A 25,989-nucleotide genomic window follows, 5' to 3' on the forward strand; every position below is an offset into this window, starting at 1 on the left:
ATGCGAGCAAGAGATTTATCAGTTTTATTAAGTGTTATCTTAATAGTTGCGATGCTTATTATTCCATTTCCAGCTTGGTTATTAAGTGTCCTTATTATCATCAATATTTCTCTTGCACTCTTGGTTCTCCTTACCTCTATGAATATGCAGGAACCACTTCAATTTTCAATATTTCCATCATTATTACTTCTTCTAACTCTATTTCGATTAGGGTTAAATGTTTCAACGACGAGATCGATTCTTTCAACTGGGGATGCAGGTGGAGTTGTACACACTTTTGGTACCTTTGTTGTTGGGGGAAATATTGTCGTTGGATTTGTCGTCTTTTTAATCCTCGTTGTTATTCAATTTATTGTAATTACAAAAGGTTCCGAACGTGTATCAGAAGTTGCTGCACGATTTACATTAGATGCAATGCCAGGTAAACAAATGAGTATTGATGCGGATTTAAATGCAGGGATGATTTCCGAAACCCAGGCACGCGAACGCCGTGAGAAGGTAAGCAGAGAAGCGGATTTTTACGGAGCTATGGACGGGGCGAGTAAGTTCGTAAAAGGGGATGCAATTGCCGGTATCATCATTGTCCTTATAAACTTACTTTTTGGTTTTATCATTGGAATGACACAACATGGGTTAGGATTCCAAGAATCCCTTTCTAAATTCACTCTATTAACAATTGGGGATGGACTCGTTAGTCAAATTCCCGCACTATTAATTTCTACTGCAACAGGGATAGTCGTTACTCGTGCTGCGTCAGAAGGAAATTTAGGGTCAGATATTACAAAGCAATTATTTGCCTATCCAAAAATGTTATATGTGACGGCTGGTACAATTTTCTTATTGGGATTGTTTACTCCGATTCATGACTTTTTAACGATATCTATCTCGAGTTTCTTAGCAATTGGTGGTTTTATGATTTCTAGAAGTCAGGATCAGGAGCTACCGTTAGAACCAGATAATGAAGAAGAAGTACAGATTGAGGACCTAAAAAGTCCTGAAAGTGTTGTAAATTTATTAAATGTAGATCCAATTGAGTTTGAATTTGGATATGGATTAATTCCTTTAGCTGATACAAACCAAGGTGGCGATATTTTAGACCGAATTGTCATGATTCGTAGACAATTAGCAATTGAGTTGGGCTTGGTCATACCAGTTGTTCGAATAAGAGATAATATTCAGCTACAGCCGAATGAGTATCGCTTAAAAATAAAAGGGAGTGAAATGGCAAGAGGGGAATTGTTGCTAGACCACTTCTTAGCAATGAGCCCAGGCTACGAGGATGATTCGATTGAAGGAATTGATACAGTCGAGCCTTCATTTGGTCTACCAGCCAAATGGATTTCAGAAGATATGAAAGACCAAGCGGAAATGCAAGGATATACAGTGGTTGACCCACCATCTGTTGTATCTACACATATTACGGAAGTCATTCGAAGAAATGCTCATGAATTACTGGGAAGACAAGAAACGAAGCAATTAATCGATCATTTAAAAGAATCGTACCCAATATTGGTAGATGAAGTAACTCCAAACCCATTATCAGTTGGAGAAATTCAAAAGGTATTGGCAAAATTATTAAAGGAAAATGTGTCGGTCCGAAACCTGCCGATTATATTTGAAACCTTAGCCGATTTTGGTCGAATGACAACTGATACTGATTTATTAACAGAATATGTAAGACAATCCCTTGCTAGACAGATTACAAATCAATACATTGTCCAAGGAGAGACAATGAAAGTTGTGACTCTTTCTGGTCGAGTTGAAAAGCAGGTCGCAGACGGTGTTCAGCAAACGGAGCATGGAAACTATTTATCCATTGACCCAAGTGTGTCACAATCAATTATTGAATCCATTGCGAAGCAAATCGAAACTGTCAGTATGGGGGAGCAGTCTCCGATCTTATTATGCTCGCCTGCTGTCAGAATGTATGTAAGGCAATTGATTGAACGATATTTTCCACAGGTTCCTGTCCTTTCTTATAACGAGCTTGAGGCAAATGTGGAAGTTCAAAGTGTTGGGGTGGTGAATATAGATTGAAAGTGAAAAAATACATTGCTCCTTCTATGCCGGAAGCGATGAAATTGATCCGTGCGGAATTAGGTAGTGAAGCGGTTATTTTAAATTCAAAAATCGTTCAAACACAAGGATTTTTAGGTCTTTTTCGAAAAAAGAATTTTGAAGTAATTGCAGCTGTCGACCCAGAGGCTCCAAGAAGGCAAGTGGTACAGCCTAAAGAAAAGGAACGAAAGCTACCGGAAATAAATAAACAAATCGAACCACAAAAACCTGTGGTTCGTGAACCCTATATTAAATACGATGTAAAAGAATTGCATGAGCCTGCTCCAGAGCTATTAAATGAAATTCAACAATTAAAAGCAGTTATGAAGGAATTCTCCTCTGATATCAGTCCATATAGGGGACCTCTTCAGGAAATGAATCAATTGCTTCTAAATCAAGAAATCGATTCAACGATACGGAAAGAAATCATGTCCAGTCTATTGGAAAAATGGTATTTGTCATCCGAAAAAGCTTCATTTAAAGATGTCCAGAATTGGACAAGGGAATGTATGGTTTCGAAAATTTCTAATGTTGATTACGGTGGAATCAATTATCAAAAAAAATATATTAATGTGGTGGGTCCCACCGGAGTTGGAAAAACAACAACCATCGCCAAAATTGCAGCAGACTGTATGCTAAAGGACAAAAAAAGAATCGCCTTTATCACAACCGATACGTTTCGGATTGCAGCCATCGAGCAATTAAAAACGTATGCAAAAATTCTGGGAGCACCAGTTGAAGTTTGTTATTCCTTTGATGATTTTAAAAAAGCAAAGGAAGCCTATAAAGAATATGATGTTGTTTTTATTGATACTGCAGGTAGAAACTTCCGAAACGAGAAGTATATCGATGATTTAAATAACCTCATTCATTTTTCAAATGATATGGAGACGTTCTTAGTACTCTCTTTAACATCCAAAATGAACGATATGAAAGTGATTTATGATCAATTTTCTAAGATTACGATATCAAAATTTATCTTTACAAAAGTGGATGAAACAGCAAACTACGGAGCCATGGTGAATTTAATAGTTTCGTCTGGCATTGGAGTTGCTTATTTAACAAATGGACAAAATGTGCCAGATGATATAGTCATTGCTTCACCTTCCTTAATTGTAAATACTACCCTTGGAGTCGATGAATCATGATAGACCAAGCTACAGCTCTTCGTAAAAAACTAGCATCGATGAATACTGAACAGGAACAATCGAAGACAATAGCTGTAATCAGTGGAAAAGGCGGAGTAGGAAAATCCAATTTTTCATTGAATTTTTCTATTGCCCTTTCTAGATTAGGCAAAAAGGTCTTATTATTTGATATGGATATTGGGATGGGGAATATTGATATTTTGATGGGGATTACCGCCCATCATACAATCGTCGATTTGTTTGATAATAATCTCACCATCAACGATTTACTGATCAAGGGGCCAGAAGGTATTGATTATATTGCAGGGGGAAATGGTTTACCAAATCTGTTTAAGCTTGATGAAAAGAAATCAGAGGTTTTAATCGACCAATTGCAAACTGTCCTTAATGATTACGACTACGTTTTATTTGATATGGGTGCAGGGATGACTGAAGAAACGATAAAGTTCCTTATGGCTATGGATGAAATCTTTGTCATTACAACACCAGAGCCAACTGCCATCACAGATGCGTATTCAGCAATAAAATATATCTGTTTGTTTGATCAATCTATTCCTTTATACTTAATTGTCAATCGCGCTGAAACTGTGGTAGAAGGCCAGCAAACCCTTAAAAGGTTAAAGCAAGCCGTGCTGCAGTTTCTAGTAAAGGAAGTCAACAGATTAGGTGTTCTCCTTGATGATAAAACCGTTCAACAGGCTGTGAGTCACCAAGAACCATTTTTGATTTATGCACCAAAAGCTGTAATCAGCAAAAACCTCCTTGAAATATGCAAAAATTACCTGGATAAAAATAATGAACAGAATCACGATAAGAATCAGCATACATCCTTTATCTCAAAGTTACAGCGTTTTTTCGTACGTGGTAGATAGGAGCCTTATGATGACAAAAATAAATGTTCTTATTGTAGATGACTCAGCATTTATGAGGAAACTTATTTCGAATTTTCTAGAAGAAGATTCAAGGATTCATGTTGTTGGCACTGCAAGAAATGGAATTGATGCACTAACGAAAATAAAAAAACTAAAACCAGATGTTGTAACTTTGGATATTGAAATGCCTGAAATGAATGGAATTGAAGCGTTACAGCGGATTATGAGTGAATGTCCACGACCAGTAGTGATGCTTTCGAGTACAACGAAAGAAGGAGCAGAGAACACATTACTCGCGATGCAATACGGCGCTGTTGATTTTATTCAAAAGCCTTCAGGTCCAATATCAATTGATTTGCATCTTATTAAAATAGAAATTGTGACAAAAGTACTACATGCAGGAAGAGTGAATGTAGCTTTACTAAAAAAACCATTGAAAATCAAAGAAACTTTAACAAATAGAATCGTAGATTATAGTAAAATAGAACTAGAACCAAGTAGAAGTATTAAGAAAATTGTTTGTATGGGTACCTCTACGGGAGGGCCAAGAGCATTACAACAAGTTCTCCCTCAAATACCAAGGAACTATCCTGCACCAATTGTTATTGTTCAGCATATGCCTGCAGGTTTTACGAAATCACTAGCTAATCGGCTTAACAGTATATGTGAAATCACTGTTAAAGAAGCGGAAAATGGAGAATTTTTAAAGGCTGGAACAGCTTATATTGCTCCTGGTGGACATCACATGAAAATAAAAAAGATTGGCACTTCATTAGCAGTGAATATTGATGAAGGTGAAATTAGAAATGGACATAGACCATCAGTTGATGTCTTATTTGAATCTATAAGTGAAATCAATGGAATTCAAAAAATATCTGTTATCATGACTGGTATGGGATCAGATGGATCCTTTGGACTTAAGAAAATAAAAGAAACCGGACAAGCTGTTGTTATTGCAGAATCACAAGAAACTTCTATTGTATTCGGTATGCCAAAGTCAGCAATTGAAACACATTTAGTTGATCGAGTTGAAAATTTAGAGGATATAGCAAATACCATACTCAGCCTTACATAAGTAAAGGGGGTTATTAGATGGAAATGGATCAATACTTAGAGGTCTTTATTGAAGAAAGTAAAGAGCATCTCCAGGCTTGTAATGAACATTTATTAGAATTGGAAAAAGAACCCAAAAATATTTCAATCGTCAATGAAATATTCCGCTCTGCCCATACATTAAAAGGAATGTCAGCAACAATGGGATATGATGATTTAGCAAGCCTTACCCACCAAATGGAAAATGTGCTAGATGGCATTCGAAATATGAAAATTAACGTAACACCTTCCCTTTTAGATATTGTGTTCAAAGCAGTTGATTATCTTGAAGAAATGATTTTTTCGATTGCTGATGGTGGCGACGGAAAAAAGGATGTTTCAGATGTCGTGTATTTATTGAAGAAAATCGAAAGTGGAGAAGAAGTTAGAGATGAAGGCACACCTGTAACAGTAGTGTTAAACACTGAACATGCAGCTATTACATCTAAATATGATGATTTTGAATTAACAGTCATCCAACAATCAAAAGAGCAAGGTTTTTATTGTTATGAAATTACAGTTGTTCTTAGGGAAGATTGTTTATTAAAGGCTGCCCGGGTATTCATGGTATTTGAGGTGCTCGAACAGGTTGGTGAAATCATCAAATCCGTTCCTGCAGTCGATCAATTAGAGGAAGAACAGTTTCAGAATGAATTTACAGTGACACTTGTATCAAGTGAATTGGCTGACAATATTGAAAAACGAATTATGAAAGTTTCTGAAATAAATAGAGTAACAGTACTAGATGTCGACCTTGATTCCTTGAAAACTGGAGTACAAGAACAACTTCATGCACAGGTGGAAGCCGCTCCTACTCTTGACGTTAAGGATCAACAATCAATTACTGAAAAAGAAGAAACTCACCCTGCGACAAATAATAAGCACAGTGGTCACAATAAAACAATTAGGGTCAATATTGAACGACTAGATATTTTGATGAATCTATTTGAAGAATTAGTCATTGATAGGGGACGTTTAGAGCAAATCTCACGTGACTTGGAACATCCAGAGTTAAACGAAACGGTTGAACATATGTCAAGAATTTCAGGAGATTTACAAAACATTATCCTTACGATGAGAATGGTTCCTGTTGAGACAGTATTTAATCGTTTCCCTCGTATGGTGCGTCAATTGGCAAAAGATTTGCATAAAGAAATAAACCTTCAAATCATTGGTGCGGAAACAGAATTAGATCGAACGGTCATCGATGAAATTGGGGATCCGCTTGTACATCTTTTACGTAATGCTTTAGACCATGGGATTGAAACACCTGAAGCTAGAGTCCAAAATGGAAAACATGAAGCAGGAACGGTTATTTTACGTGCATATCATAGTGGAAATCATGTCTTTATCGAAATTGAAGATGATGGTGCAGGTATTAGTCGCGATAAAATCATTGAAAAAGCGATAAACAAAGGGCTTATTACAGCCAAATCAGCTGAATCTTTAACGGATAGCCAAGTATTTGATTTTATTTTCTCATCAGGCTTTTCAACCGCCGAAAAAATTTCGGACGTTTCTGGACGTGGTGTTGGGCTCGATGTTGTAAGGAATACTATTGAATCATTAGGTGGCTCAATTACGATCCGTTCTGAGATAAGAAAAGGGTCCGTTTTTTCCATTCAATTACCGTTAACCTTATCGATCATTTCTGTCATGCTGGTCGAAGTTCAAGATGAAAAATATGCAATCCCACTTTCTTCAATTATTGAAACGGCAATTATCAAAAAGAGTGAAATTCTCCATGCACATAATCAAAAGGTCATTGATTTTAGAGGTAAGGTTGTGCCGTTAGTTAACATGAAGGATATTTTTGAAGTACCTGCTGTAACGGACGAGGATGAATATCTTTCTGTTGTAATTGTAAAAAAAGGTGATAAATCAGCAGGACTCATTGTTGATTCTTTCATCGGACAACAAGAAATTGTGCTGAAATCGCTAGGAAACTATTTAACAAATGTGTTTGCGATTTCGGGAGCAACCATACTAGGTGATGGCCAAGTAGCGTTAATTGTCGATTGTAATGCATTAATCAAATGAAGTTTCATAGAGTGAGGGGGAGAAAAAATGTCTGTACAAGCAGCTGTGTTAAAAGTAATCGTATTTTCACTCCAAGATGAGGAGTACGGAATCCCGGTTTCCCAGGTGCGGTCTATTGAGAAAGTGCAACATATTACCCGTGTTCCTAGAACAGCACCATTTGTTAAGGGTGTTATCAATTTAAGAGGGGTTGTTACTCCCATTATTGATTTAAGAACACGTTTTGGTATGGCTGAATCAGCGTATACGGACAGTACAAGGATAATAATCGTTGGGACGGAAGATGCTGAGGTAGGGTTAATTGTCGATACGGCAAACGACGTTATGGATATTTTAGTTGACACAATTGAGCCTCCACCAGAGATTGTCGGTGGTGTTGAAGTGGAATACTTAGAAGGAGTAGCAAAGCTTGAGAAAAGACTACTCATCTTATTAAATTTAGAAAAGGTCCTTAATCCCGATATCGCAAAGGAAAAGATGGAAGGGTAGTTGCTATGTCATTTTTCGGGCGTATTAATTCTACACATTTAGATATTTTAAAAGAGATTGGAAATATTGGGGCTGGACATTCTGCAACTGCTTTGTCGAAGCTATTAAATCGAAAAATTGATATGCAGGTACCGAATGTGAGAATCGTTTCTTTTGATGAAATGATGGAATTTGCTGGAGGTGCTGAAAATATAGTTGCTGGAATTTTTCTTCGAATTGAAGGGGATTTGTCTGGAAATATGTTTTTCATATTGCAAATCCCACAAGCAACAAAATTAATACAGGATTTAATTGGAGATAAAAGCTTCACTTTTGAGTGTGAAATTCCAAATGAAATGGGGATATCAGCTTTTCAAGAGGTTGGCAATATTTTGTCAGGTTCCTATCTTACTTCATTATCAGATTTTACAGGGGTGAATTTGTACCCATCGGTTCCTGGATTTTCAATTGATATGGTGGGTGCAATTATTGGATATGGCTTAATCGAACTTTCACAGGTAAGTGACTTTGCTATTGTCATTGAAACAGAAATTTGTGAAAATGAAAATCCTGATAACAACAATATTAATGGGCATTTTTTGCTGTTACCAGATCCCGATTCATTTGAAAAAATCTTCACTGCATTGGGAGTCCAAATTCATGATTGACACTTCTCAAGTCATAAAAGTTGGGATAGCTGACATGAATGTCATTGCTGCCCCGAACCTGATCCGCACTTCTGGATTAGGTTCATGTGTTGGGGTTATCATTTATGATCAAACAAAGAAAGTAGCAGGACTAGCCCATATCATGCTACCAAGCTCTGCGTTGACAAAAGCAGGCAATATGAATGTTGCGAAATACGCAGATACGGCAATAGAGGAGCTCATTCAAAGAATTATTGGGATTGGTGGTCGAGTTAATGGTTTAAAAGCTAAAATTGCAGGCGGGGCCCAAATGTTTCAATTTCAATCGGGCAGTGATATTATGAGAATTGGTCCACGCAACGTTGAGGCTGTTGAGGCCGAGTTAAAGCGCTTTAACATTATACTTGTTGCTTCAGATGTTGGTGGGAATAATGGCCGAACAATCGAGTTTGACCCTGAAACAACCATTCTTAGAATCCGCACAGTCAGCAAAGGGATTAAGGAAATTTAAGTGGGTTAAAATGTTTGTAAATGAATGAAAAGGAGGGGTAGAATGTCCAGATTATCATCGACTGATTACGGGGAAGATTGGCAGAAATGGACCGACTCACGAGATACAGATGCAGGGGATGCCTTGGTTAGAAAATATATGCCGCTCGTATCATACCATGTACAACGAATCTCCGTCACATTGCCGAAAAGTGTGAATAAAGATGATTTGAAAAGTCTTGGGATGATGGGGTTATATGATGCTCTGGAAAAATTCGATCCTTCTCGGGACTTAAAATTTGATACATATGCATCCTTTCGAATCCGGGGAGCAATACTAGACGGCCTCAGAAAGGAAGACTGGTTACCTAGAAGTTCAAGAGAAAAAACAAAGAAAGTAGAAGCTGCCATCGAAAAGCTAGAACAAAAGTTAATGCGGAACGTTACGATTCCAGAGATTGCTGCTGAAGTCCAAATGAGTGAAGAAGATGTGTATCAAACAATGAATGAAGGCTTCTTTGCAAATGTTCTATCTATGGATGATCATCAGCATGACGACGAGGGTAGTGAAAAAACAGCTTTTTCGATAAAGGATCATGCTACTTTAACACCTGAAGAACATATTGTGAAAAAAGAAATACTCAGTAAACTCACCGATGTCATCCAACAATTAAATGAAAAAGAGCAATTGATCATTAGTTTGTTTTATAGAGAAGAACTTACTTTAACTGAAATTGGACAAGTAATGGGTTTATCGACATCCAGAATATCTCAAATACACTCAAAGGCCCTATTTAAGCTAAGGGATATATTGCAAAAGCACATCCATTAATATATATCCATTTAAAAGGCGGGAGGATTGTGGCAGAACTCGAGCTCTTAGTATCCAAAGATAAAATGACTGTGCATATCAATGTCAATAAAGATTCAACACCTATTCAAATCAAAGAGTCTGATGTCTATTCACAATTATCTAAACATGGTATTACGTTTGGAATAAAGCGTGATGTCATTTCGAAACTGATTGTGAATATGGATGACATGGTTTTTCCCTTATTAATTGTGGCGGGGGAGTTACCTAAAAATGGAGAAGACGGTTTTATTAAACTTGAAAGTCTTGAAAAGAAACAAGAAATTCAACCTAACGAAGTATTAAACTTTCGAAATGTAAAGCAAATACCTTCCGTAAAAGCTGGCCAGCTTGTTGCAACTATATATCCAAGCAGGCCGGGAATTCCAGGGAAAAATGTGTTGGGTCATTCTGTTTCAGCAAGGAATGGAAAACCCTATCCAATCAGAATAGGTAAAAATATTGTAGAAACTAATGGGAAACTCTATGCCACAATGGACGGACAGATCAGCATCTTAGATAGGAAAATAAACATTCTCCCCGTCTTTGAAGTGAATGGGGATTTAAATCTTAAAACAGGTAATATTGATTTCATAGGAAATGTTACAATTAGTGGGAATGTACCTAGCGACTATGTTGTAAAAGCTAGCGGTGACATCTCAATTTATGGGATTGTCGAAGGTGCACAAATAGATGCCGGAGGATCCGTGTATATATCAAGCGGGGTCGTTGGATTTGCAAAAGCAATAGTACGTGCCGAAGAGGACATCATTGCATCATATTTTAACCAATGCCAAGTATATGCCGGGAAAAATATTGAAGCAACAGGCTCAATTTTACATAGCGTTTGTGTTGCAAAAGGAAATGTTCGCTCACTGACGGGAAGCATTATCGGAGGACTCATTTCAGCTGGGAGACATGTAATGGCGAAGGACATCGGTAATGCATCGCATACGAAAACAGAAATTCAAATCGCGGCATCTGATCGATTTAGTGAAGAAGAAAAACAAATACAAACGGAAATAGATGAAACCAAAGTCCAACTTCAGAAAGCTTTACTCATCCTCCAGAAATTAGCTGAAAAATATCAAAAGACATCCACACTTTCAGAGGATGAAATTTTACTTCTAAAAAGAGACAAACTTACACAAACGGAACTAACAAAAAAATTAGAATTGCTTGATTCGGAATTAATTGAACTTCGTTCAAAACAAAAGGAAGAAGCAGCATCTTGTTTAATTGCGACCGGCAATCTATATCCAAATGTCTATATCCAGTTTGGAAAATATAAAAGAATCATAAATCAACTCTTTCATCATGTAAAAGCCCAACTAGTTAATAAAGAGATTTCAATAGACATCTATTCTGAAAAATAAATATCGGAAGAAGTGAATATAATTGAGTCTAAAATTAGTTGAATTACAAATTGCGATTCCAAGAACTCAAGACGCCGGGAAGATTCATGAACAATTAATGATGCGCGGACAGCATATGCAAGACCATATTTCCTCAGAAAATGAGAAATTGGAGAGAAGAAACCGGACTAAAGTGAATGAAAATAACAAATCAGAAAACGCACAAATACATAAGGATCAATCATCAACCCCTTTTTCAAATCAGGCTTCACAGAAAACACAATTTGTTGAACAGGAAGAAAAGGAGCAACATCCATATAAGGGTAATTTTATTGATATCGTGGGATAGAGGGAATTGAATGACAACCATATTATTTATACTTTGCTTTGCGTTACTTGCAGTTGCCTTTTTTTTAATTATTCTTTTATATCTCAAGATTACACAACTGAAAGATGTTGAAATGAAACAAGAACGCCTACTCAAGGAATTTGAAAATGTAATCACTTCATATGTGATGGAAATCAAAGAAGAAAATGAAGTGTTTTTAAATAGAATTAAAGATGCGAAACATGAACAGGAAGAAGAAAATCATAAAAAATCAATTCAGGTAATAGAGCCGGAATTGACTGAAGAGGATCTTCAAGAGCTCCTGCCTACCTACCCGAATAAGGAGGATACGGAAGGGATAGTAACGCTTGAAGACGAAGACGATCAAAATACATATGAGAAAAAAGAAAATAATAAAGACACTCTAGTAAAAGACATTGAACACCTTATTAAGCTAGGTCTCTCATATGAGGATATTGCAAAAAAATTAAATAAAGGGAAAACTGAAATTGAACTTTTACACAAATTTCGTCAAAACCACTAATTTTTCTTGATTGAAGCATTTGATTATGTTATATTAATTTTTGGTGTTATCACACACGTTCATAGATTTAAGCATTGGTGCTGTTTTTTACAGTTTTGTTTAAAGATGATATGAACGGAGGAAAAAAAACCATTAGGAGGATTTATCCATGTCAGTAATTTCTATGAAGCAATTGCTTGAAGCAGGTGTTCACTTCGGTCACCAAACTCGCCGTTGGAACCCTAAAATGAAGCGTTACATCTTTACAGAGCGTAACGGAATCTATATCATTGACCTTCAAAAAACAGTTAAGAAGGTTGAAGAAGCTTATAATTTCGTTAAGGAATTAGCAGGTAACGGTGGAACAATGCTTTTTGTTGGTACAAAAAAGCAAGCTCAAGATTCTGTTAAAGAAGAAGCTGAGCGTTCTGGAATGTACTATGTTAACCAACGTTGGTTAGGTGGTACTTTAACAAACTTCGAAACCATTCAAAAACGTATCAAGCGTCTTAAAGACATTGAAAAAATGCAAGAAGACGGTACTTTTGATGTTTTACCTAAGAAAGAAGTTGTTGGGCTTAAGAAAGAGTTAGAGCGTCTTGAGAAATTCTTAGGCGGAATTAAAGATATGAAGCAACTACCAGATGCTTTATTCATCATTGACCCTCGCAAAGAGCGTATTGCAGTTGCAGAGGCTCATAAATTAAACATCCCGATCGTAGGTATCGTTGATACAAACTGTGATCCAGATGAAATTGATTATGTAATCCCTGCTAACGATGATGCGATTCGTGCGGTTAAGCTTTTAACAGGTAAAATGGCAGACGCTATCCTAGAAGCTAAACAAGGTGAAGAAACATCTGCTTAATGAGCGAAAGGTGATAAGAGGGTTATGCCTTTTATCACCTTTTTTAAGAACTATATATTTTTCCCGTTTTTAAGTCATAATAGAAACAGAATGTCTAAAGAACAAATCGAACTAGTACATAGTGGTAAATAAGGAGGAAAACATAATGGCAGTTACTGCACAAATGGTAAAAGAGCTCCGTGAAAAAACTGGAGCAGGTATGATGGACTGTAAAAAGGCTCTTACTGAAACTGATGGTGATATGGACAAAGCAATTGACTACCTTCGCGAAAAAGGTATTGCAAAAGCAGCGAAAAAGGGCGATCGTATTGCTGCTGAAGGTTTAACTTCTATCGAAGTTTCAGGTAATGAAGCAGTAATCTTAGAAGTAAACTCTGAAACAGACTTCGTTGCAAAAAATGAAGGTTTCCAAACTTTAGTAAAAGAATTGGGTTCTCATCTTTTAGCGAAGAAGCCAGCTAATGTTGAAGAAGCATTGGAACAAAAGATGGACAATGGTTCAACTGTTTCTGAGTATATCAATGCTGCGATTGCAAAAATTGGCGAAAAGCTTTCACTTCGTCGTTTCGAAATTGCTACAAAAGAAGACGGTGACGCATTTGGTGCTTATCTTCATATGGGTGGACGTATTGGCGTTTTAACTGTTCTAGGTGGTACTTCTGATGCTGATGTTGCAAAGGATGTAGCCATGCACATAGCAGCTGTAAATCCTAAATATGTATCACGCGATCAAGTTTCTTCTGATGAAGTTGAACGTGAGCGTGAAGTATTAACTCAACAGGCATTAAATGAAGGTAAACCTGAAAATATCGTAGCGAAAATGGTTGAGGGACGTCTTGGTAAATTCTTCGAAGATATCTGCCTTCTTGACCAAAGCTTTGTTAAAGACCCAGATCAAAAGGTTCGCAAGTTTGTTGAATCTAAAGGTGCTACAGTGAAGAACTTCGTTCGTTACGAAGTTGGTGAAGGAATCGAGAAACGTCAAGATAACTTCGCTGAAGAAGTAATGAGCCAAGTGAAGAAGTAAAAAGAAAAAAGGGAACACGTTATGTGTTCCCTATTTTTTGAAATGGCTAGTATTGCGCCTGAAAAAGATGCTTGTACTTTTTAGATGGAGGTTTTTTATTCGATGAGTGGTGCCAAATATAAGCGTGTAGTGTTAAAATTAAGTGGTGAAGCATTAGCGGGTGAGCAGGGATTTGGTATAAATCCATCTGTAATCCAGTCTGTGGCAAAACAAGTGAAGGAAGTTGCTGAACTTGGAGTAGAAGTTGCTGTTGTTGTTGGTGGCGGGAACATTTGGAGAGGCAAGATCGGCAGTGAAATGGGAATGGATCGCGCAAATGCGGACTATATGGGAATGCTTGCAACGGTAATGAATTCCTTAGCATTACAGGATAGTCTTGAAAATTTAGGGATCCAAACTCGTGTTCAAACATCAATTGAAATGCGTCAAGTCGCAGAACCATACATAAGAAGAAAAGCAATTCGTCATCTAGAAAAGAAACGAGTTGTTATTTTCGCAGCAGGTACAGGAAATCCTTATTTTTCAACAGATACAACTGCTGCTTTACGTGCTGCTGAAATTGAAGCTGAGGTTATTTTAATGGCTAAAAATAATGTGGATGGTGTTTATAATGCAGACCCATCAATAGATAAAACAGCTGTTAAATATGACACCTTATCCTATCTAGATGTGATCAAAGAAGGTTTAGCTGTAATGGATTCCACTGCTTCTTCACTTTGCATGGACAATGATATTCCGTTAATTGTTTTTTCAATCATGGAAGAAGGAAATATCAAACGTGCCGTACAAGGAGAAAATATCGGAACAATTGTAAGGGGGAAATAACTTTATGGCAAATAACACATTAAATCAAGTGAAAGATAAAATGTCTAAAGCAGTCCAAGCATTGTCTCGTGAACTAGCAACAGTTAGAGCTGGTAGAGCGAACCCAGCAATTCTTGATAAGGTTACAGTTGATTATTATGGAGCACCAACGCCTTTAAATCAACTTGCATCAATTAATGTACCTGAAGCAAGAATGCTTATTATTCAACCATATGACAAGTCCGTTTTAGGTGACATGGAAAAAGCCATTCAAAAGGCTGATTTAGGCCTAAACCCAACAAATGATGGATCAATCATTCGTATTTCAATCCCTCCACTAACAGAGGAAAGACGACGTGAACTAGTGAAGGTTGTTAAGAAATATGCGGAAGAGTCTAAAGTTGCGGTTCGTAATGTTCGTCGTGATGGAAATGATGAATTGAAAAAGCTTGAAAAAAATGGTGAAATCACAGAAGACGAATTACGCAGCCTGACCGATGATGTTCAAAAACTCACGGACGACTCTATTAATAAAATTGATTCGATTGCAAAAGAAAAAGAAAAAGAAATCATGGAAGTCTAATCTATTTCAATGTACAATATAGTGTAAAAAGACCCTCTAACGTTTACAGGGGGTTTTTTTGTTAATACTGACTATTAATTAGTTACCCTGAATGATACAAAAATGGTAAAATGAAACTGGTCTAGGTGCAAAAACGCCAAGGCGCATTTGACTCGGGTGTTGGAGGACTTGCGAATGTTTGAAAAATTTATAAAACCGAAGAAAAAGCCAGTTTCTATTTCAGAAGAAGAAATAGTAAAAGGGCCGATTCCTAATCACATTGCGATTATTATGGACGGAAATGGGAGATGGGCAAAAAAACGCTCATTGCCACGAACGGCTGGTCATCATGAAGGAATGAAGGTAGTAAAAAAAGTGACCAAGCTTGCCAGTAGACTTGGAGTTAAGACTTTAACGGTATACGCGTTTTCAACGGAAAACTGGAAGCGTCCAGAGGATGAGGTTAATTATTTATTAAGACTTCCCCAAGAATTTCTGGGAACGTTTCTACCTGAGTTAATAGAGGAAAACGTACAAGTTCGAATCATGGGGAATAAAGATGCAATTCCTGCGCATACTCAAAAAGCGGTGGATAAGGCGGTAAACGAAACAAAGGATAATACTGGCTTAGTACTAAATTTCGCACTTAATTATGGGGGACGTGCCGAAATCATAGATGCGGTCAATAACATCCTTGTAGACTATCAAGAGGGTCACCTACATAATAAGATCGACGAGAATCTGTTTAACCAATATTTAATGAGTGCGGGATTACATGATCCAGATTTATTAATCCGTACAAGCGGGGAAATACGATTAAGTAACTTTATGCTCTGGCAGCTTGCATACACTGAATTCTGGTTCACAGATGTTTTATGGCCAGATTTTAAAGAAAGGCATTTGTTAGAGGCCATTTACGCATTTCAAAAGAGAGGCCGACGATTTGGTGGGATTTAACTTTATTCAGATTTACATTTAGAATACTGGAAATAATGCGATTACCGTGGATATTTTTCGTAGAGGTATAAACATGAAGTAGAATAAAGTTAAACCTCCGGTGGATGCCACGATTTTTCAAAGGAAACTTTTCGAGCAGTAAGATTAAAGACTAAAAACGCCACATCCTGTGGCAACGTCTTTATGACCCACTTCCTGTGAGCCTAAAAATCGGGCACCAAATACGCCAAGGCGTATTTGATCCACCATTTCGCATTTAAAAAAGGAATGATACAATGAAACAAAGAATTATAACGGCAATTATAGCAGCAGCAATCTTTTTGCCAATCGTGATTATGGGGGGCATCCCATTTACCATTTTAGTTTACTTGATGGGTGCAATTGCCATTTTCGAGCTTTTGCGGATGAAGCATATTAATATTGCATCGATCCCTGGCATAATTTCTATTATATTGTTATGGATTATTTTAATACCAAGTAAATACAATGATATATTTACTACTCTGAAGTTTACAAAAATCGAAATCGTGCTTCTAATCGTTTTATTTATTTTAACGTATACAGTTATCTCTAAAAATAGCTTCAGCTTTGATGATGCTGGACTGGTTATCCTTGCTGCCCTATATATTGGATTTGGTTTTTATTATATGATTGAAATAAGAGCAATGGGATTAGCATATATATTTTATGCATTTGTTGTTATTTGGACAACTGATTCAGGGGCTTATTTTGTTGGCAGAAAGCTTGGTAAGAAGAAGCTTTGGCCAGAGATTAGTCCAAATAAGACAATAGAGGGCTTTATCGGAGGAATAGTTACAGCGATTGTATTTGCGTTTATTTTTAACGTGATTACAGATTTATTTGATTCCTTCTTTTCACTCATTATCGTGACATTGTTTGTGTCTGTTTTTGGACAAATTGGGGATTTAGTAGAATCTGCCCTAAAGCGACATTATAATGTGAAGGATTCAGGGACATTGTTACCTGGTCATGGTGGAATATTAGACCGTTTTGATAGCATGATTTTCATCCTGCCGATTCTTTATTTTTTAAGTGCAATTATTCAGTAGTGGTAGTGTATTGGGAGTGAGTTTGTGAAGAAAATTAGTTTATTAGGAGCAACAGGCTCAATTGGGCAACAAACCTTGGATGTGATTGAACAGCATTCTGATAAATTACAGCTTGTTGCGATGTCTTTAGGCGAAAATGTTGCCTTAGGACGAGAAATTATACATAAGTTTTTACCAAAACTTGTTTCTGTGAAATCAAAGGAAACATGTGACATATTCAAAAGTGAATTTTCTAGTGATATCCAGTTAGTTTACGGAGATGAAGGCTTAATAGAGGTTGCTACATACGATGAAGCGACAATCGTTCTTAATGCAGTCGTTGGAAGCGTAGGATTATTACCAACTTTAAAAGCAATAGAAGCGAAAAAGACAATTGCACTAGCCAATAAAGAAACACTAGTTACTGCAGGACATCTTGTTATGGATGCAGCAAAGCGACATGATGTTGCCATTTTACCAGTTGATAGTGAGCATTCTGCCATTTTTCAATGTTTACAAGGTGAATATGAAAAAAATGTTGAGAAAATCATTTTAACAGCTTCCGGTGGAAGTTTCCGTGACCGAACTCGTGATGAACTTTATGGCGTAACAGTTGATGATGCCCTTAAGCATCCGAACTGGTCAATGGGTGCTAAAATTACAATTGATTCTGCAACGATGATGAATAAGGGATTGGAAGTAATTGAAGCTCATTGGTTGTTCAATCTTCCATATGAACAAATTGATGTAATCCTTCATAAAGAAAGCATTATACATTCAATGGTCGAGTTCCATGATAGCAGTGTTATTGCACAGCTTGGAACACCAGATATGAGAGTTCCGATTCAATATGCCTTTTCATATCCGGATCGTTTTCCAATGCCTGCTTCTAAGGAAAGGTTACAACTTTGGGAGATTGGAAAACTAAATTTTTCGAAGCCGGATTTCGACAGATTTAGATGCCTTGGGTTTGCATTTCACGCCGGTAAAACAGGAGGGACTCTTCCAACTGTTCTAAATGCAGCAAATGAAGAGGCGGTATCAGGATTTTTAAATGGGAAAATCTCATTCTTAGAAATTGAAGAAATCATAGAAGGAACATTGGAAAAACATAATACCATCCAAAACCCTAGTTTGGATATCATCCAACAGGTAGATAAAGAAACACGAGCTTTTGTTCGTGAAATAGTAGATAAAAAATAGGTTTTTACGTCTAGCTTCAGGCGCCATCGGCTCGAGGTCACAAGCCAAGAGCTTCTGAAGGCAAAAAAGCGCCTTCCGTCAGCTCTCGTCTTGTGCTTGTCGCCGATTAGCGGGCGCCTTGTGCTTTTGGCTTAAACTAACAAAAGGTGGTTAAATATGTGGAGACTGTGATAGCCTTTATCATTATTTTTGGTGCACTCGTATTTTTTCATGAGTTGGGACATCTCGTTTTTGCAAAGCGAGCTGGCATTCTTTGTCGTGAATTTGCAATCGGGATGGGACCAAAGGTGTTTACCTTTAGTAAAAATGAAACACTTTATACGATTCGTCTCCTTCCAATTGGTGGATATGTTAGAATGGCTGGCGAAGACCCCGAGATGGTTGAGATTAAACCTGGTCATAATATCGGGTTATTATTTGATAAAAACGGTAAAGTTAATAAAATTATTTTAAATAACAAGGATAAATATCCTGATTTAAAGGTCGTTGAAGTTGAGGAAGCAGACTTAGAACATAATCTTTTTATTTCTGGTTATGAAGATGGAGATGATGAGGTTTTAAAAAGATATGAGGTTAGCGAAACTGCTTTTTTTGTTGTAGACGGACAAGAAACTCAAATCGCACCATACAATCGCCAATTCTCTTCTAAAACATTGATGCAACGTACATTGGCTATTGCCGCTGGTCCGGCAATGAATTTTGTACTAGCTTTTATCATTTTAATTGTCATTGGCTTACTGCAAGGTACTCCAATTGATAAACCAATCCTTGGAAAGCTAACCGAAGATGGGGCTGCTCTTCAAGCCGGACTCCATGAGGGTGATATCGTTCGTGAAATTGACAACGAACAGGTTTCTACTTGGAATGATATTGTAAATATTATTCGCTCCCATCCTGAAGAAGAAATTGGTTTTGTCGTTGAACGTAATGGGGAACTTCATGAAATTACTGTAACTCCAAAGGCTCAACAGATTGAAGATCAAACGATTGGGATTATCGGAGTATATGGACCTGTTGAAAAATCTGTATTTCCATCTTTGAAATATGGGGTTATGGAAACCTTTATGTGGACAAAGGAAATTTTACTAGGCCTTGGAAAGCTAATTACAGGTCAATTCTCGATTGACATGCTTTCCGGACCAGTTGGGATATATGTATCGACTGATACAGTTGTTCAATCTGGAATCTTTTATGTGATGAAATGGGCTGCTATCCTTAGTATAAACCTAGGGATTGTCAACCTATTACCTTTACCAGCACTTGATGGTGGACGATTAGTCTTCTTTGCGTTGGAAGCCGTACGTGGAAAACCGATTGACAAGCAAAAAGAAGGCATGGTTCATTTTATAGGGTTTGCCTTACTGATGCTCTTGATGTTGGTTGTAACATGGAATGATATTCAACGATTCTTTTTATAAATTGAAGTTCAATAAAACGAGGTGCAAGATATGAAACAAAGTATGACGCTAATACCTACACTACGAGAAGTACCAGCCGATGCCGAAATCAAAAGTCACCAGCTTTTAATTCGCGCTGGTTTTATTAGACAAAATGCAAGTGGAGTTTATAGCTATCTACCATTAGCAAGACGTGTTTTACAAAAAATTGAAGCCATTGTTCGTGAAGAAATGGAGCGAGCGGGTGCCGCTGAACTCCTTATGCCAGCATTGACGGCTGCAGAACTCTGGCAGGAATCTGGACGCTGGTATTCCTATGGTCCAGAACTAATGCGCCTTCATGATCGTCATGAGCGTGATTTCGTTTTAGGTCCAACACATGAAGAAGTGATTACTAGTCTTGTTCGTGATGAAATTAAGTCATATAAAAGACTACCGATTACACTTTATCAAATTCAAACAAAATTCCGTGATGAAAAAAGACCTCGTTTCGGGTTATTACGCGGTCGGGAATTCATCATGAAAGATGCTTATTCATTCCATGCTGATCAAGATAGCCTCCATGACGTATATGAAAAAATGTATACTGCTTATTCAAATGTTTTTGCGCGATGTGGACTTAATTTCCGAGCAGTTATTGCAGATTCAGGAGCAATGGGAGGTAAAGATACACACGAATTTATGGTCTTGTCAAAGGTTGGGGAAGATACAATTGCATATTCTGATACTTCCTCATTTGCAGCAAATATTGAAATGGCGCCTGTGGTCATGGAATATCCAAAAAGTGATGAGCCAGTAAAAGAACTTGAAAAAGTAGAAACAATCGGGCAAAAGACAATCGAAGAAGTAGCTGCATTCCTTGATGTTCCTAAGGACAAATGCATTAAATCGCTTCTTTTCGAGGTAGACGAAAAATTTGTTCTTGTCCTGGCACGTGGTGACCATGAAGTAAATGATATTAAAGTGAAAAATTTGCTTGAAGCTACGAATGTTGAATTAGCAAGTACTGAGGACACAGAACGAATCATGGGTTGTACAGTTGGATCTCTAGGTCCAATTAATGTAACTAAGGAAGTCACTGTTATTGCTGACCATGCTGTAGCATCCGTTGTGAATGGAGTCTGTGGGGCAAATGAAGAGGATTATCATTTTGTAAATGTTAATCCAGACCGTGATTTTGCAGGGATCCAATATAAAGACCTTCGCTTTATTCAAGAAGGTGACCCTTCACCAGATGGACATGGGAAGATTGTTTTTGCTGAAGGAATTGAAGTTGGACATATCTTTAAGCTCGGTACACGATATAGTGAAGCAATGGGGGCAACCTTCCTTGATGAAAACGGAAGATCTCAGCCAATGATTATGGGATGCTATGGCATAGGTGTGTCAAGAACACTATCAGCTGTAGCAGAGCAATCCAATGATGAAAATGGACTAATTTGGCCAGAAAATCTAGCACCTTATGATCTTCATTTAATTCCTGTAAACATGAAGAACGAAGAACAAAAGGCACTAGCAGAATCGTTATATATATCACTCCAGGAAAGTGGCTATGATGTACTATTTGATGATCGTGCTGAACGGCCTGGTGTGAAATTTGCGGATTCTGATTTAATTGGTCTGCCGTTACGAATTACAGTTGGAAAACGTGCTAGTGAAGGTGTAGTCGAGGTGAAGGTTCGCAAGACAGGGGAAACATTGGAAATAAATATTGAGAATCTTATCGAGACAATTAATAAATATGTAGTAAAATAGTGAATAGAAAAGAAATAGGGTACCTCGCAAAAATGGGGTACCTTAAATTATTCTGTCTGAAGAGGGGGAACGAGGATGGAATTATCACCACAGCAGAAAGAACGTTTTAAGGTTTTGCTGCAGCAACTAGAATTAACCGACTATGCATTCGTCACACATTTTGCCAATGCGGGCATTGTAAAACTGACGATTGATAAAGAAAAAAAAGAATGGCATTTCTTATTTTCTTTTGAAAATGTGATTCCGGCTGATGTCATGAGGATTTTTTCGACACAAATACGAACAAAATTTGCCCATATTGCATCTGTTACCTTCTCTTTACATGTCGGGTCACAGCAAGTGTCCGAAGAAATGGTACAAGATTATTGGCCACTTTGCTTACAAGAATTAGATGGAATCGCACCACCAATTCTGAATTTGTTGCATAATCAAATTCCAACACAACAAGGACTTAAGCTTCATATTAAAACAAGAAATGATACAGAATCGATTGCGATTAAGAAGAAATACGGCCAATTAATAGGCACCATCTATCAATCCTACGGTTTTCCATTGTTCACGCTTGAAACAGAGGTAGAGGTTTCTAGTCAAGAGTATGAACAGTTTTTAGAGAAAAAACAACAGGAAGACCAGGAAAGAGCACTGTTAGCAGTTGCTGATATGCAGAAGAAAGAAAAGGAAAAAGAACAGGGGAATACGGTTTCTGGACCTGTTTCAATTGGTTATACAATTAAAGATGATGAAGACTTTAAAGAAATAAGTTCGATCCTTGACGAAGAGCGTAGAATTGCGATTCAGGGTTATGTCTTCTTTGCTGAAACAAAGGAATTGCGCAGTGGAAGAACCCTTCTAACATTCAAAATTACCGACTATACAGATTCAATTCTAGTAAAAGTATTCTCGCGTGACAAAGAGGATGTTCAGCATTTACAAGCCATTAAAAAAGGGATGTGGGTTCGCTGCCGAGGAAGCATTCAGAATGATACATTTGTTAGAGACCTTGTTATGATTGCAAATGATATTAATGAAATTCAGCCAATGAATGAAAGAAGGGACACTGCTCCTGAGGGAGAAAAACGCGTCGAGCTTCATTTGCATTCGCCAATGAGTCAGATGGATGCTGTAACTTCAATCAGTCAATATGTTGGACAAGCTAAAAAATGGGGTCACACTGCAATTGCTTTAACGGACCATGCTGGTGCTCAATCATTCCCAGAAGCTTATTCAGCTGCTAAGAAAAATGGAATAAAGATGATTTATGGGGTTGAAGCCAATTTAGTCGATGATGGTGTTCCAATTGCTTATAATTCACAGCATCGTAATTTAGAAGAGGACACGTATGTCGTTTTTGACGTTGAAACGACTGGTTTATCTGCAGTCTATAATACGATCATTGAGTTAGCTGCCGTGAAAATTAGAAATGGAGAAATCATTGACCGATTTGAATCATTTGCTAATCCACATCATCGCTTAAGTGCAACTACAATCGATCTTACGGGAATAACAGATGATATGGTTAATACAGCACCTGAGGTTAGTGAGGTTCTAGTGAAATTCAATAATTGGGCTGAGGATGCAATCCTAGTTGCTCATAATGCGAGCTTTGATATGGGCTTTTTAAATGTTGGCTACAAAAAATCCGGACTTGAAAAGGCAACAAACCCAGTTATTGATACACTTGAACTCGCTAGATTTTTATATCCAGAGTTAAAAAACCATCGATTAAACACATTGTGTAAAAAATTTGATATTGAATTAACCCAGCATCACAGGGCAATTTATGATGCGGAGGCAACAGGATATCTGACCCTAAAATTATTAAAAGATGCAGCCGAAAGAGAGATTGTGTACCATGATCAATTAAATGACTATATGGGACAGGGGAAGGCATATCAACGTTCAAGACCTTATCATGCGACATTGCTTGCCCAAAGTGATGTGGGACTTAAAAACTTATTTAAATTGATTTCTTTCTCACATCTTAACTATTTTTACCGTGTACCACGTATCCCTCGATCACTGCTGCAAAAATATCGAGAAGGTATTTTAGTGGGTTCTGCTTGTGACAAAGGGGAAGTATTTGAAGGAATGATGCAGAAGTCACCTGAGGAAGTAGAGTCAATTGCTCAATTTTATGACTACCTGGAAGTTCAGCCACCTTCAAACTATAGGCATTTATTAGAATTAGATCTGATTCAAAATGAGCGTGAACTAAGGGATATATTAAAGAATATCGTCGGCCTTGGAGAAAAGCTAAATATACCGGTTGTTGCAACAGGGAACGTACATTATCTAAACCCTGAGGACCATATTTATCGAAAAATTTTAGTAAGGTCTCAAGGTGGGGCCAATCCTTTAAATCGACACTCACTTCCAGAGGTTCATTTCCGAACAACAAATGAAATGATGGATTGTTTTTCTTTTCTTGAAAAAGCAAAAGCAAAAGAAATTGTTGTTACTAACACACAAAAGATTGCCGATATGATAGGCGAAGTGAAACCGATAAAAGATGATCTGTACACGCCTAAAATTGAAGGTGCGGATGATGAAATTAAGGATATGAGCTATAGCATGGCAAGAAGCATCTACGGTGAGGAACTCCCTGAAATCGTTGAAGCACGATTGGAAAAAGAACTAAAAAGTATTATTGGGCACGGATTCGCGGTTATTTATTTGATTTCACATAAACTTGTTAAAAAATCACTTGATGATGGGTATCTCGTTGGTTCTCGTGGTTCGGTTGGTTCTTCATTAGTGGCTACCATGACGGAAATTACAGAAGTAAATCCATTACCTCCACATTATGTGTGCCCGGACTGTAAGCATTCTGAGTTCTTTAACGATGGTTCAGTTGGTTCAGGCTTTGACTTACCGGATAAGGAATGCCCAAACTGCGGTGCAAATTACAAAAAAGATGGCCATGATATTCCTTTCGAAACCTTCTTAGGATTTAAAGGAGATAAGGTACCTGATATCGACTTAAACTTCTCTGGTGAATACCAGCCACGAGCTCATAACTACACAAAGGTTCTGTTTGGTGAGGAATATGTCTATCGTGCTGGAACCATTGGTACAGTAGCGGAAAAAACTGCTTATGGTTATGTCAAGGGGTATGCCAATGATCATAACTTAACGATGCGTGGTGCCGAAACGGATCGTTTAGTGGCAGGCTGTACCGGTGTAAAACGAACTACTGGACAGCATCCTGGAGGTATTATTGTAGTACCAGACTACATGGATATTTTTGATTTTTCACCTATACAATTTCCTGCTGATGATACTAATTCTGAATGGAAAACTACCCATTTTGATTTCCACTCCATTCATGACAATGTATTAAAACTAGATATACTTGGACACGATGATCCGACTGTAATCAGGATGCTCCAAGATTTAAGTGGAATTGATCCAAAAACGATTCCGACTGATGACCCAGAGGTAATGAAAATTTTCAGTGGGACCGAATCACTTGGAGTAACCGAAGATCAAATTATGTGTAAAACGGGTACACTTGGTATTCCGGAATTCGGTACACGATTTGTACGCCAAATGCTTGAGGATACGAAGCCGACTACTTTCTCTGAACTTGTTCAAATTTCAGGTTTATCACATGGTACAGATGTGTGGTTGGGAAATGCACAGGAGCTTATCCATAATAATATTTGTACATTAAGTGAAGTTATTGGTTGTCGTGATGATATTATGGTGTATCTGATCTATAAAGGGTTAGACCCTTCAATGGCATTTAAAATTATGGAATCAGTCCGTAAAGGTAAAGGACTAACAGATGAATTTATGGAAGAAATGAAGAAAAATGATGTCCCTGATTGGTATATTGATTCTTGCTTGAAAATTAAATACATGTTCCCAAAAGCCCATGCTGCCGCTTATGTATTAATGGCTGTAAGGATTGCTTACTTCAAGGTTCATTTGCCATTGCTCTACTATGCAGCATATTTCACAGTTCGTGCAGATGATTTTGATGTTGATGCAATGGTTCGGGGTTCTAGTACAATACGTGCAAGAATAGAAGAAATTAATGCCAAAGGCCTTGACGCTTCACCTAAGGAAAAAAATCTATTAACTGTTCTGGAGCTAGCACTCGAAATGTGTGAAAGAGGATTTTCCTTTAAGAAAATTGATTTGTACCGTTCAAGTGCCTCTGAATTTATTATTGACGGAGACGCTCTTATTCCACCGTTTAATTCAATTCCTGGGCTAGGGACAAACGCTGCTATTAATATTGTGAAAGCAAGAGAACAAGGTGAGTTTTTATCTAAAGAAGATTTACAAAAGCGTGGAAAAGTATCGAAAACAATCATGGAATATCTTGAAAACCATGGTTGCTTAGAAGATATGCCAGAACAAAATCAATTGTCCTTGTTCTAATTCTTTGATGTCTAGGTCAAGGCGCCATCGGCTCTCTGGTCTAGCCAATCGCTTCGGAAGGTAAAATACACCTTCTGCCAGCGCTTGTCTTATACTTGTCGCCTAAAG

Annotated in this window: 22 protein-coding genes; all 22 read left to right on the plus strand. The window is 37.5% G+C overall.

What is annotated here, in order from left to right; translation table 11 throughout:
• On the plus strand, positions 1-2,037 hold the full coding sequence (gene flhA, locus V7138_RS18900; protein ID WP_335400336.1) for a flagellar biosynthesis protein FlhA: 2,037 nt from the start codon (positions 1-3) through the stop codon (positions 2,035-2,037).
• Complete coding sequence (gene flhF / locus V7138_RS18905; RefSeq protein WP_335400339.1) at positions 2,034-3,206, plus strand: flagellar biosynthesis protein FlhF; 1,173 nt, start codon at positions 2,034-2,036, stop codon at positions 3,204-3,206. The genes flhA and flhF overlap by 4 nt, the downstream gene beginning before the upstream one ends.
• Positions 3,203-4,078: a MinD/ParA family protein gene (locus V7138_RS18910; protein WP_335400341.1), complete on the plus strand. Its 876-nt coding sequence runs from the start codon at positions 3,203-3,205 to the stop codon at positions 4,076-4,078. Before flhF ends, V7138_RS18910 begins: the two co-directional genes overlap by 4 nt.
• A gap of 10 nt (positions 4,079-4,088) precedes the next feature.
• Positions 4,089-5,153: a protein-glutamate methylesterase/protein-glutamine glutaminase gene (locus tag V7138_RS18915; RefSeq protein WP_335400343.1), complete on the plus strand. Its 1,065-nt coding sequence runs from the start codon at positions 4,089-4,091 to the stop codon at positions 5,151-5,153.
• Positions 5,154-5,170: 17 nt separating this feature from the next.
• Positions 5,171-7,210, plus strand: coding sequence for a chemotaxis protein CheA (locus V7138_RS18920; RefSeq protein WP_335400345.1), 2,040 nt, complete (start codon positions 5,171-5,173; stop codon positions 7,208-7,210).
• Between the two features lie 27 nt (positions 7,211-7,237).
• On the plus strand, positions 7,238-7,699 hold the full coding sequence (locus tag V7138_RS18925; RefSeq protein ID WP_335400348.1) for a chemotaxis protein CheW: 462 nt from the start codon (positions 7,238-7,240) through the stop codon (positions 7,697-7,699).
• A gap of 5 nt (positions 7,700-7,704) precedes the next feature.
• Positions 7,705-8,346: a chemotaxis protein CheC gene (locus V7138_RS18930; RefSeq protein WP_335400351.1), complete on the plus strand. Its 642-nt coding sequence runs from the start codon at positions 7,705-7,707 to the stop codon at positions 8,344-8,346.
• Positions 8,339-8,836: a chemotaxis protein CheD gene (locus V7138_RS18935; protein WP_335400354.1), complete on the plus strand. Its 498-nt coding sequence runs from the start codon at positions 8,339-8,341 to the stop codon at positions 8,834-8,836. The genes V7138_RS18930 and V7138_RS18935 overlap by 8 nt, the downstream gene beginning before the upstream one ends.
• A gap of 42 nt (positions 8,837-8,878) precedes the next feature.
• The gene (locus V7138_RS18940) at positions 8,879-9,646 is read left to right on the plus strand and encodes a FliA/WhiG family RNA polymerase sigma factor (RefSeq protein ID WP_335400357.1); all 768 of its coding nucleotides are present in this window, start codon (positions 8,879-8,881) and stop codon (positions 9,644-9,646) included.
• Positions 9,647-9,675: 29 nt separating this feature from the next.
• Entirely contained in the window at positions 9,676-11,040 is a 1,365-nt protein-coding gene (locus V7138_RS18945; protein WP_335400359.1) for a DUF342 domain-containing protein, read from the plus strand.
• A gap of 22 nt (positions 11,041-11,062) precedes the next feature.
• Entirely contained in the window at positions 11,063-11,368 is a 306-nt protein-coding gene (locus tag V7138_RS18950) for a hypothetical protein (RefSeq protein ID WP_335400362.1), read from the plus strand.
• A 10-nt stretch (positions 11,369-11,378) separates the two neighbouring features.
• Entirely contained in the window at positions 11,379-11,891 is a 513-nt protein-coding gene (locus tag V7138_RS18955) for a hypothetical protein (protein WP_335400365.1), read from the plus strand.
• A gap of 148 nt (positions 11,892-12,039) precedes the next feature.
• Positions 12,040-12,738 (plus strand): 30S ribosomal protein S2, encoded by a 699-nt coding sequence (gene rpsB, locus V7138_RS18960; RefSeq protein ID WP_335400367.1) that lies wholly within the window; start codon positions 12,040-12,042, stop codon positions 12,736-12,738.
• A gap of 145 nt (positions 12,739-12,883) precedes the next feature.
• Entirely contained in the window at positions 12,884-13,765 is an 882-nt protein-coding gene (tsf, locus tag V7138_RS18965; RefSeq protein WP_335400370.1) for a translation elongation factor Ts, read from the plus strand.
• Between the two features lie 102 nt (positions 13,766-13,867).
• The gene (gene pyrH, locus V7138_RS18970; protein WP_335400373.1) at positions 13,868-14,590 is read left to right on the plus strand and encodes a UMP kinase; all 723 of its coding nucleotides are present in this window, start codon (positions 13,868-13,870) and stop codon (positions 14,588-14,590) included.
• Positions 14,591-14,594: 4 nt separating this feature from the next.
• Positions 14,595-15,152, plus strand: coding sequence for a ribosome recycling factor (gene frr, locus V7138_RS18975; protein WP_335400376.1), 558 nt, complete (start codon positions 14,595-14,597; stop codon positions 15,150-15,152).
• A 174-nt stretch (positions 15,153-15,326) separates the two neighbouring features.
• On the plus strand, positions 15,327-16,088 hold the full coding sequence (locus V7138_RS18980; protein WP_335400379.1) for an isoprenyl transferase: 762 nt from the start codon (positions 15,327-15,329) through the stop codon (positions 16,086-16,088).
• Positions 16,089-16,363: 275 nt separating this feature from the next.
• On the plus strand, positions 16,364-17,158 hold the full coding sequence (locus V7138_RS18985; protein ID WP_335400383.1) for a phosphatidate cytidylyltransferase: 795 nt from the start codon (positions 16,364-16,366) through the stop codon (positions 17,156-17,158).
• A 24-nt stretch (positions 17,159-17,182) separates the two neighbouring features.
• A complete protein-coding gene (dxr, locus tag V7138_RS18990) occupies positions 17,183-18,340 on the plus strand; it encodes a 1-deoxy-D-xylulose-5-phosphate reductoisomerase (protein WP_335400386.1) in 1,158 nt (385 codons plus the stop codon).
• Positions 18,341-18,498: 158 nt separating this feature from the next.
• Positions 18,499-19,758, plus strand: coding sequence for an RIP metalloprotease RseP (rseP, locus tag V7138_RS18995; protein ID WP_335400389.1), 1,260 nt, complete (start codon positions 18,499-18,501; stop codon positions 19,756-19,758).
• A 30-nt stretch (positions 19,759-19,788) separates the two neighbouring features.
• The gene (locus V7138_RS19000) at positions 19,789-21,492 is read left to right on the plus strand and encodes a proline--tRNA ligase (RefSeq protein WP_335400391.1); all 1,704 of its coding nucleotides are present in this window, start codon (positions 19,789-19,791) and stop codon (positions 21,490-21,492) included.
• A gap of 75 nt (positions 21,493-21,567) precedes the next feature.
• On the plus strand, positions 21,568-25,881 hold the full coding sequence (locus V7138_RS19005; RefSeq protein ID WP_335400394.1) for a PolC-type DNA polymerase III: 4,314 nt from the start codon (positions 21,568-21,570) through the stop codon (positions 25,879-25,881).
• The last annotated feature ends 108 nt before the right edge of the window (positions 25,882-25,989 follow it).

This window comes from Bacillus sp. JJ1533 (assembly GCF_036965045.1).
Lineage (GTDB): Bacteria > Bacillota > Bacilli > Bacillales > Bacillaceae_L > Ferdinandcohnia.

Coding starts and splice junctions, on each gene's coding strand:
- V7138_RS18985 (WP_335400383.1), top strand. CDS start 16,364: ATGAAACAAAGAATTATAACGGCAATTATAGCAGCAGCAATCTTTTTG.
- V7138_RS18940 (WP_335400357.1), top strand. CDS start 8,879: ATGTCCAGATTATCATCGACTGATTACGGGGAAGATTGGCAGAAATGG.
- V7138_RS19000 (WP_335400391.1), top strand. CDS start 19,789: ATGAAACAAAGTATGACGCTAATACCTACACTACGAGAAGTACCAGCC.
- tsf (WP_335400370.1), top strand. CDS start 12,884: ATGGCAGTTACTGCACAAATGGTAAAAGAGCTCCGTGAAAAAACTGGA.
- V7138_RS18925 (WP_335400348.1), top strand. CDS start 7,238: ATGTCTGTACAAGCAGCTGTGTTAAAAGTAATCGTATTTTCACTCCAA.
- V7138_RS18955 (WP_335400365.1), top strand. CDS start 11,379: ATGACAACCATATTATTTATACTTTGCTTTGCGTTACTTGCAGTTGCC.
- rpsB (WP_335400367.1), top strand. CDS start 12,040: ATGTCAGTAATTTCTATGAAGCAATTGCTTGAAGCAGGTGTTCACTTC.
- pyrH (WP_335400373.1), top strand. CDS start 13,868: ATGAGTGGTGCCAAATATAAGCGTGTAGTGTTAAAATTAAGTGGTGAA.
- V7138_RS19005 (WP_335400394.1), top strand. CDS start 21,568: ATGGAATTATCACCACAGCAGAAAGAACGTTTTAAGGTTTTGCTGCAG.
- flhA (WP_335400336.1), top strand. CDS start 1: ATGCGAGCAAGAGATTTATCAGTTTTATTAAGTGTTATCTTAATAGTT.
- V7138_RS18910 (WP_335400341.1), top strand. CDS start 3,203: ATGATAGACCAAGCTACAGCTCTTCGTAAAAAACTAGCATCGATGAAT.
- frr (WP_335400376.1), top strand. CDS start 14,595: ATGGCAAATAACACATTAAATCAAGTGAAAGATAAAATGTCTAAAGCA.
- V7138_RS18915 (WP_335400343.1), top strand. CDS start 4,089: ATGACAAAAATAAATGTTCTTATTGTAGATGACTCAGCATTTATGAGG.
- V7138_RS18935 (WP_335400354.1), top strand. CDS start 8,339: ATGATTGACACTTCTCAAGTCATAAAAGTTGGGATAGCTGACATGAAT.
- V7138_RS18980 (WP_335400379.1), top strand. CDS start 15,327: ATGTTTGAAAAATTTATAAAACCGAAGAAAAAGCCAGTTTCTATTTCA.
- V7138_RS18920 (WP_335400345.1), top strand. CDS start 5,171: ATGGAAATGGATCAATACTTAGAGGTCTTTATTGAAGAAAGTAAAGAG.
- V7138_RS18930 (WP_335400351.1), top strand. CDS start 7,705: ATGTCATTTTTCGGGCGTATTAATTCTACACATTTAGATATTTTAAAA.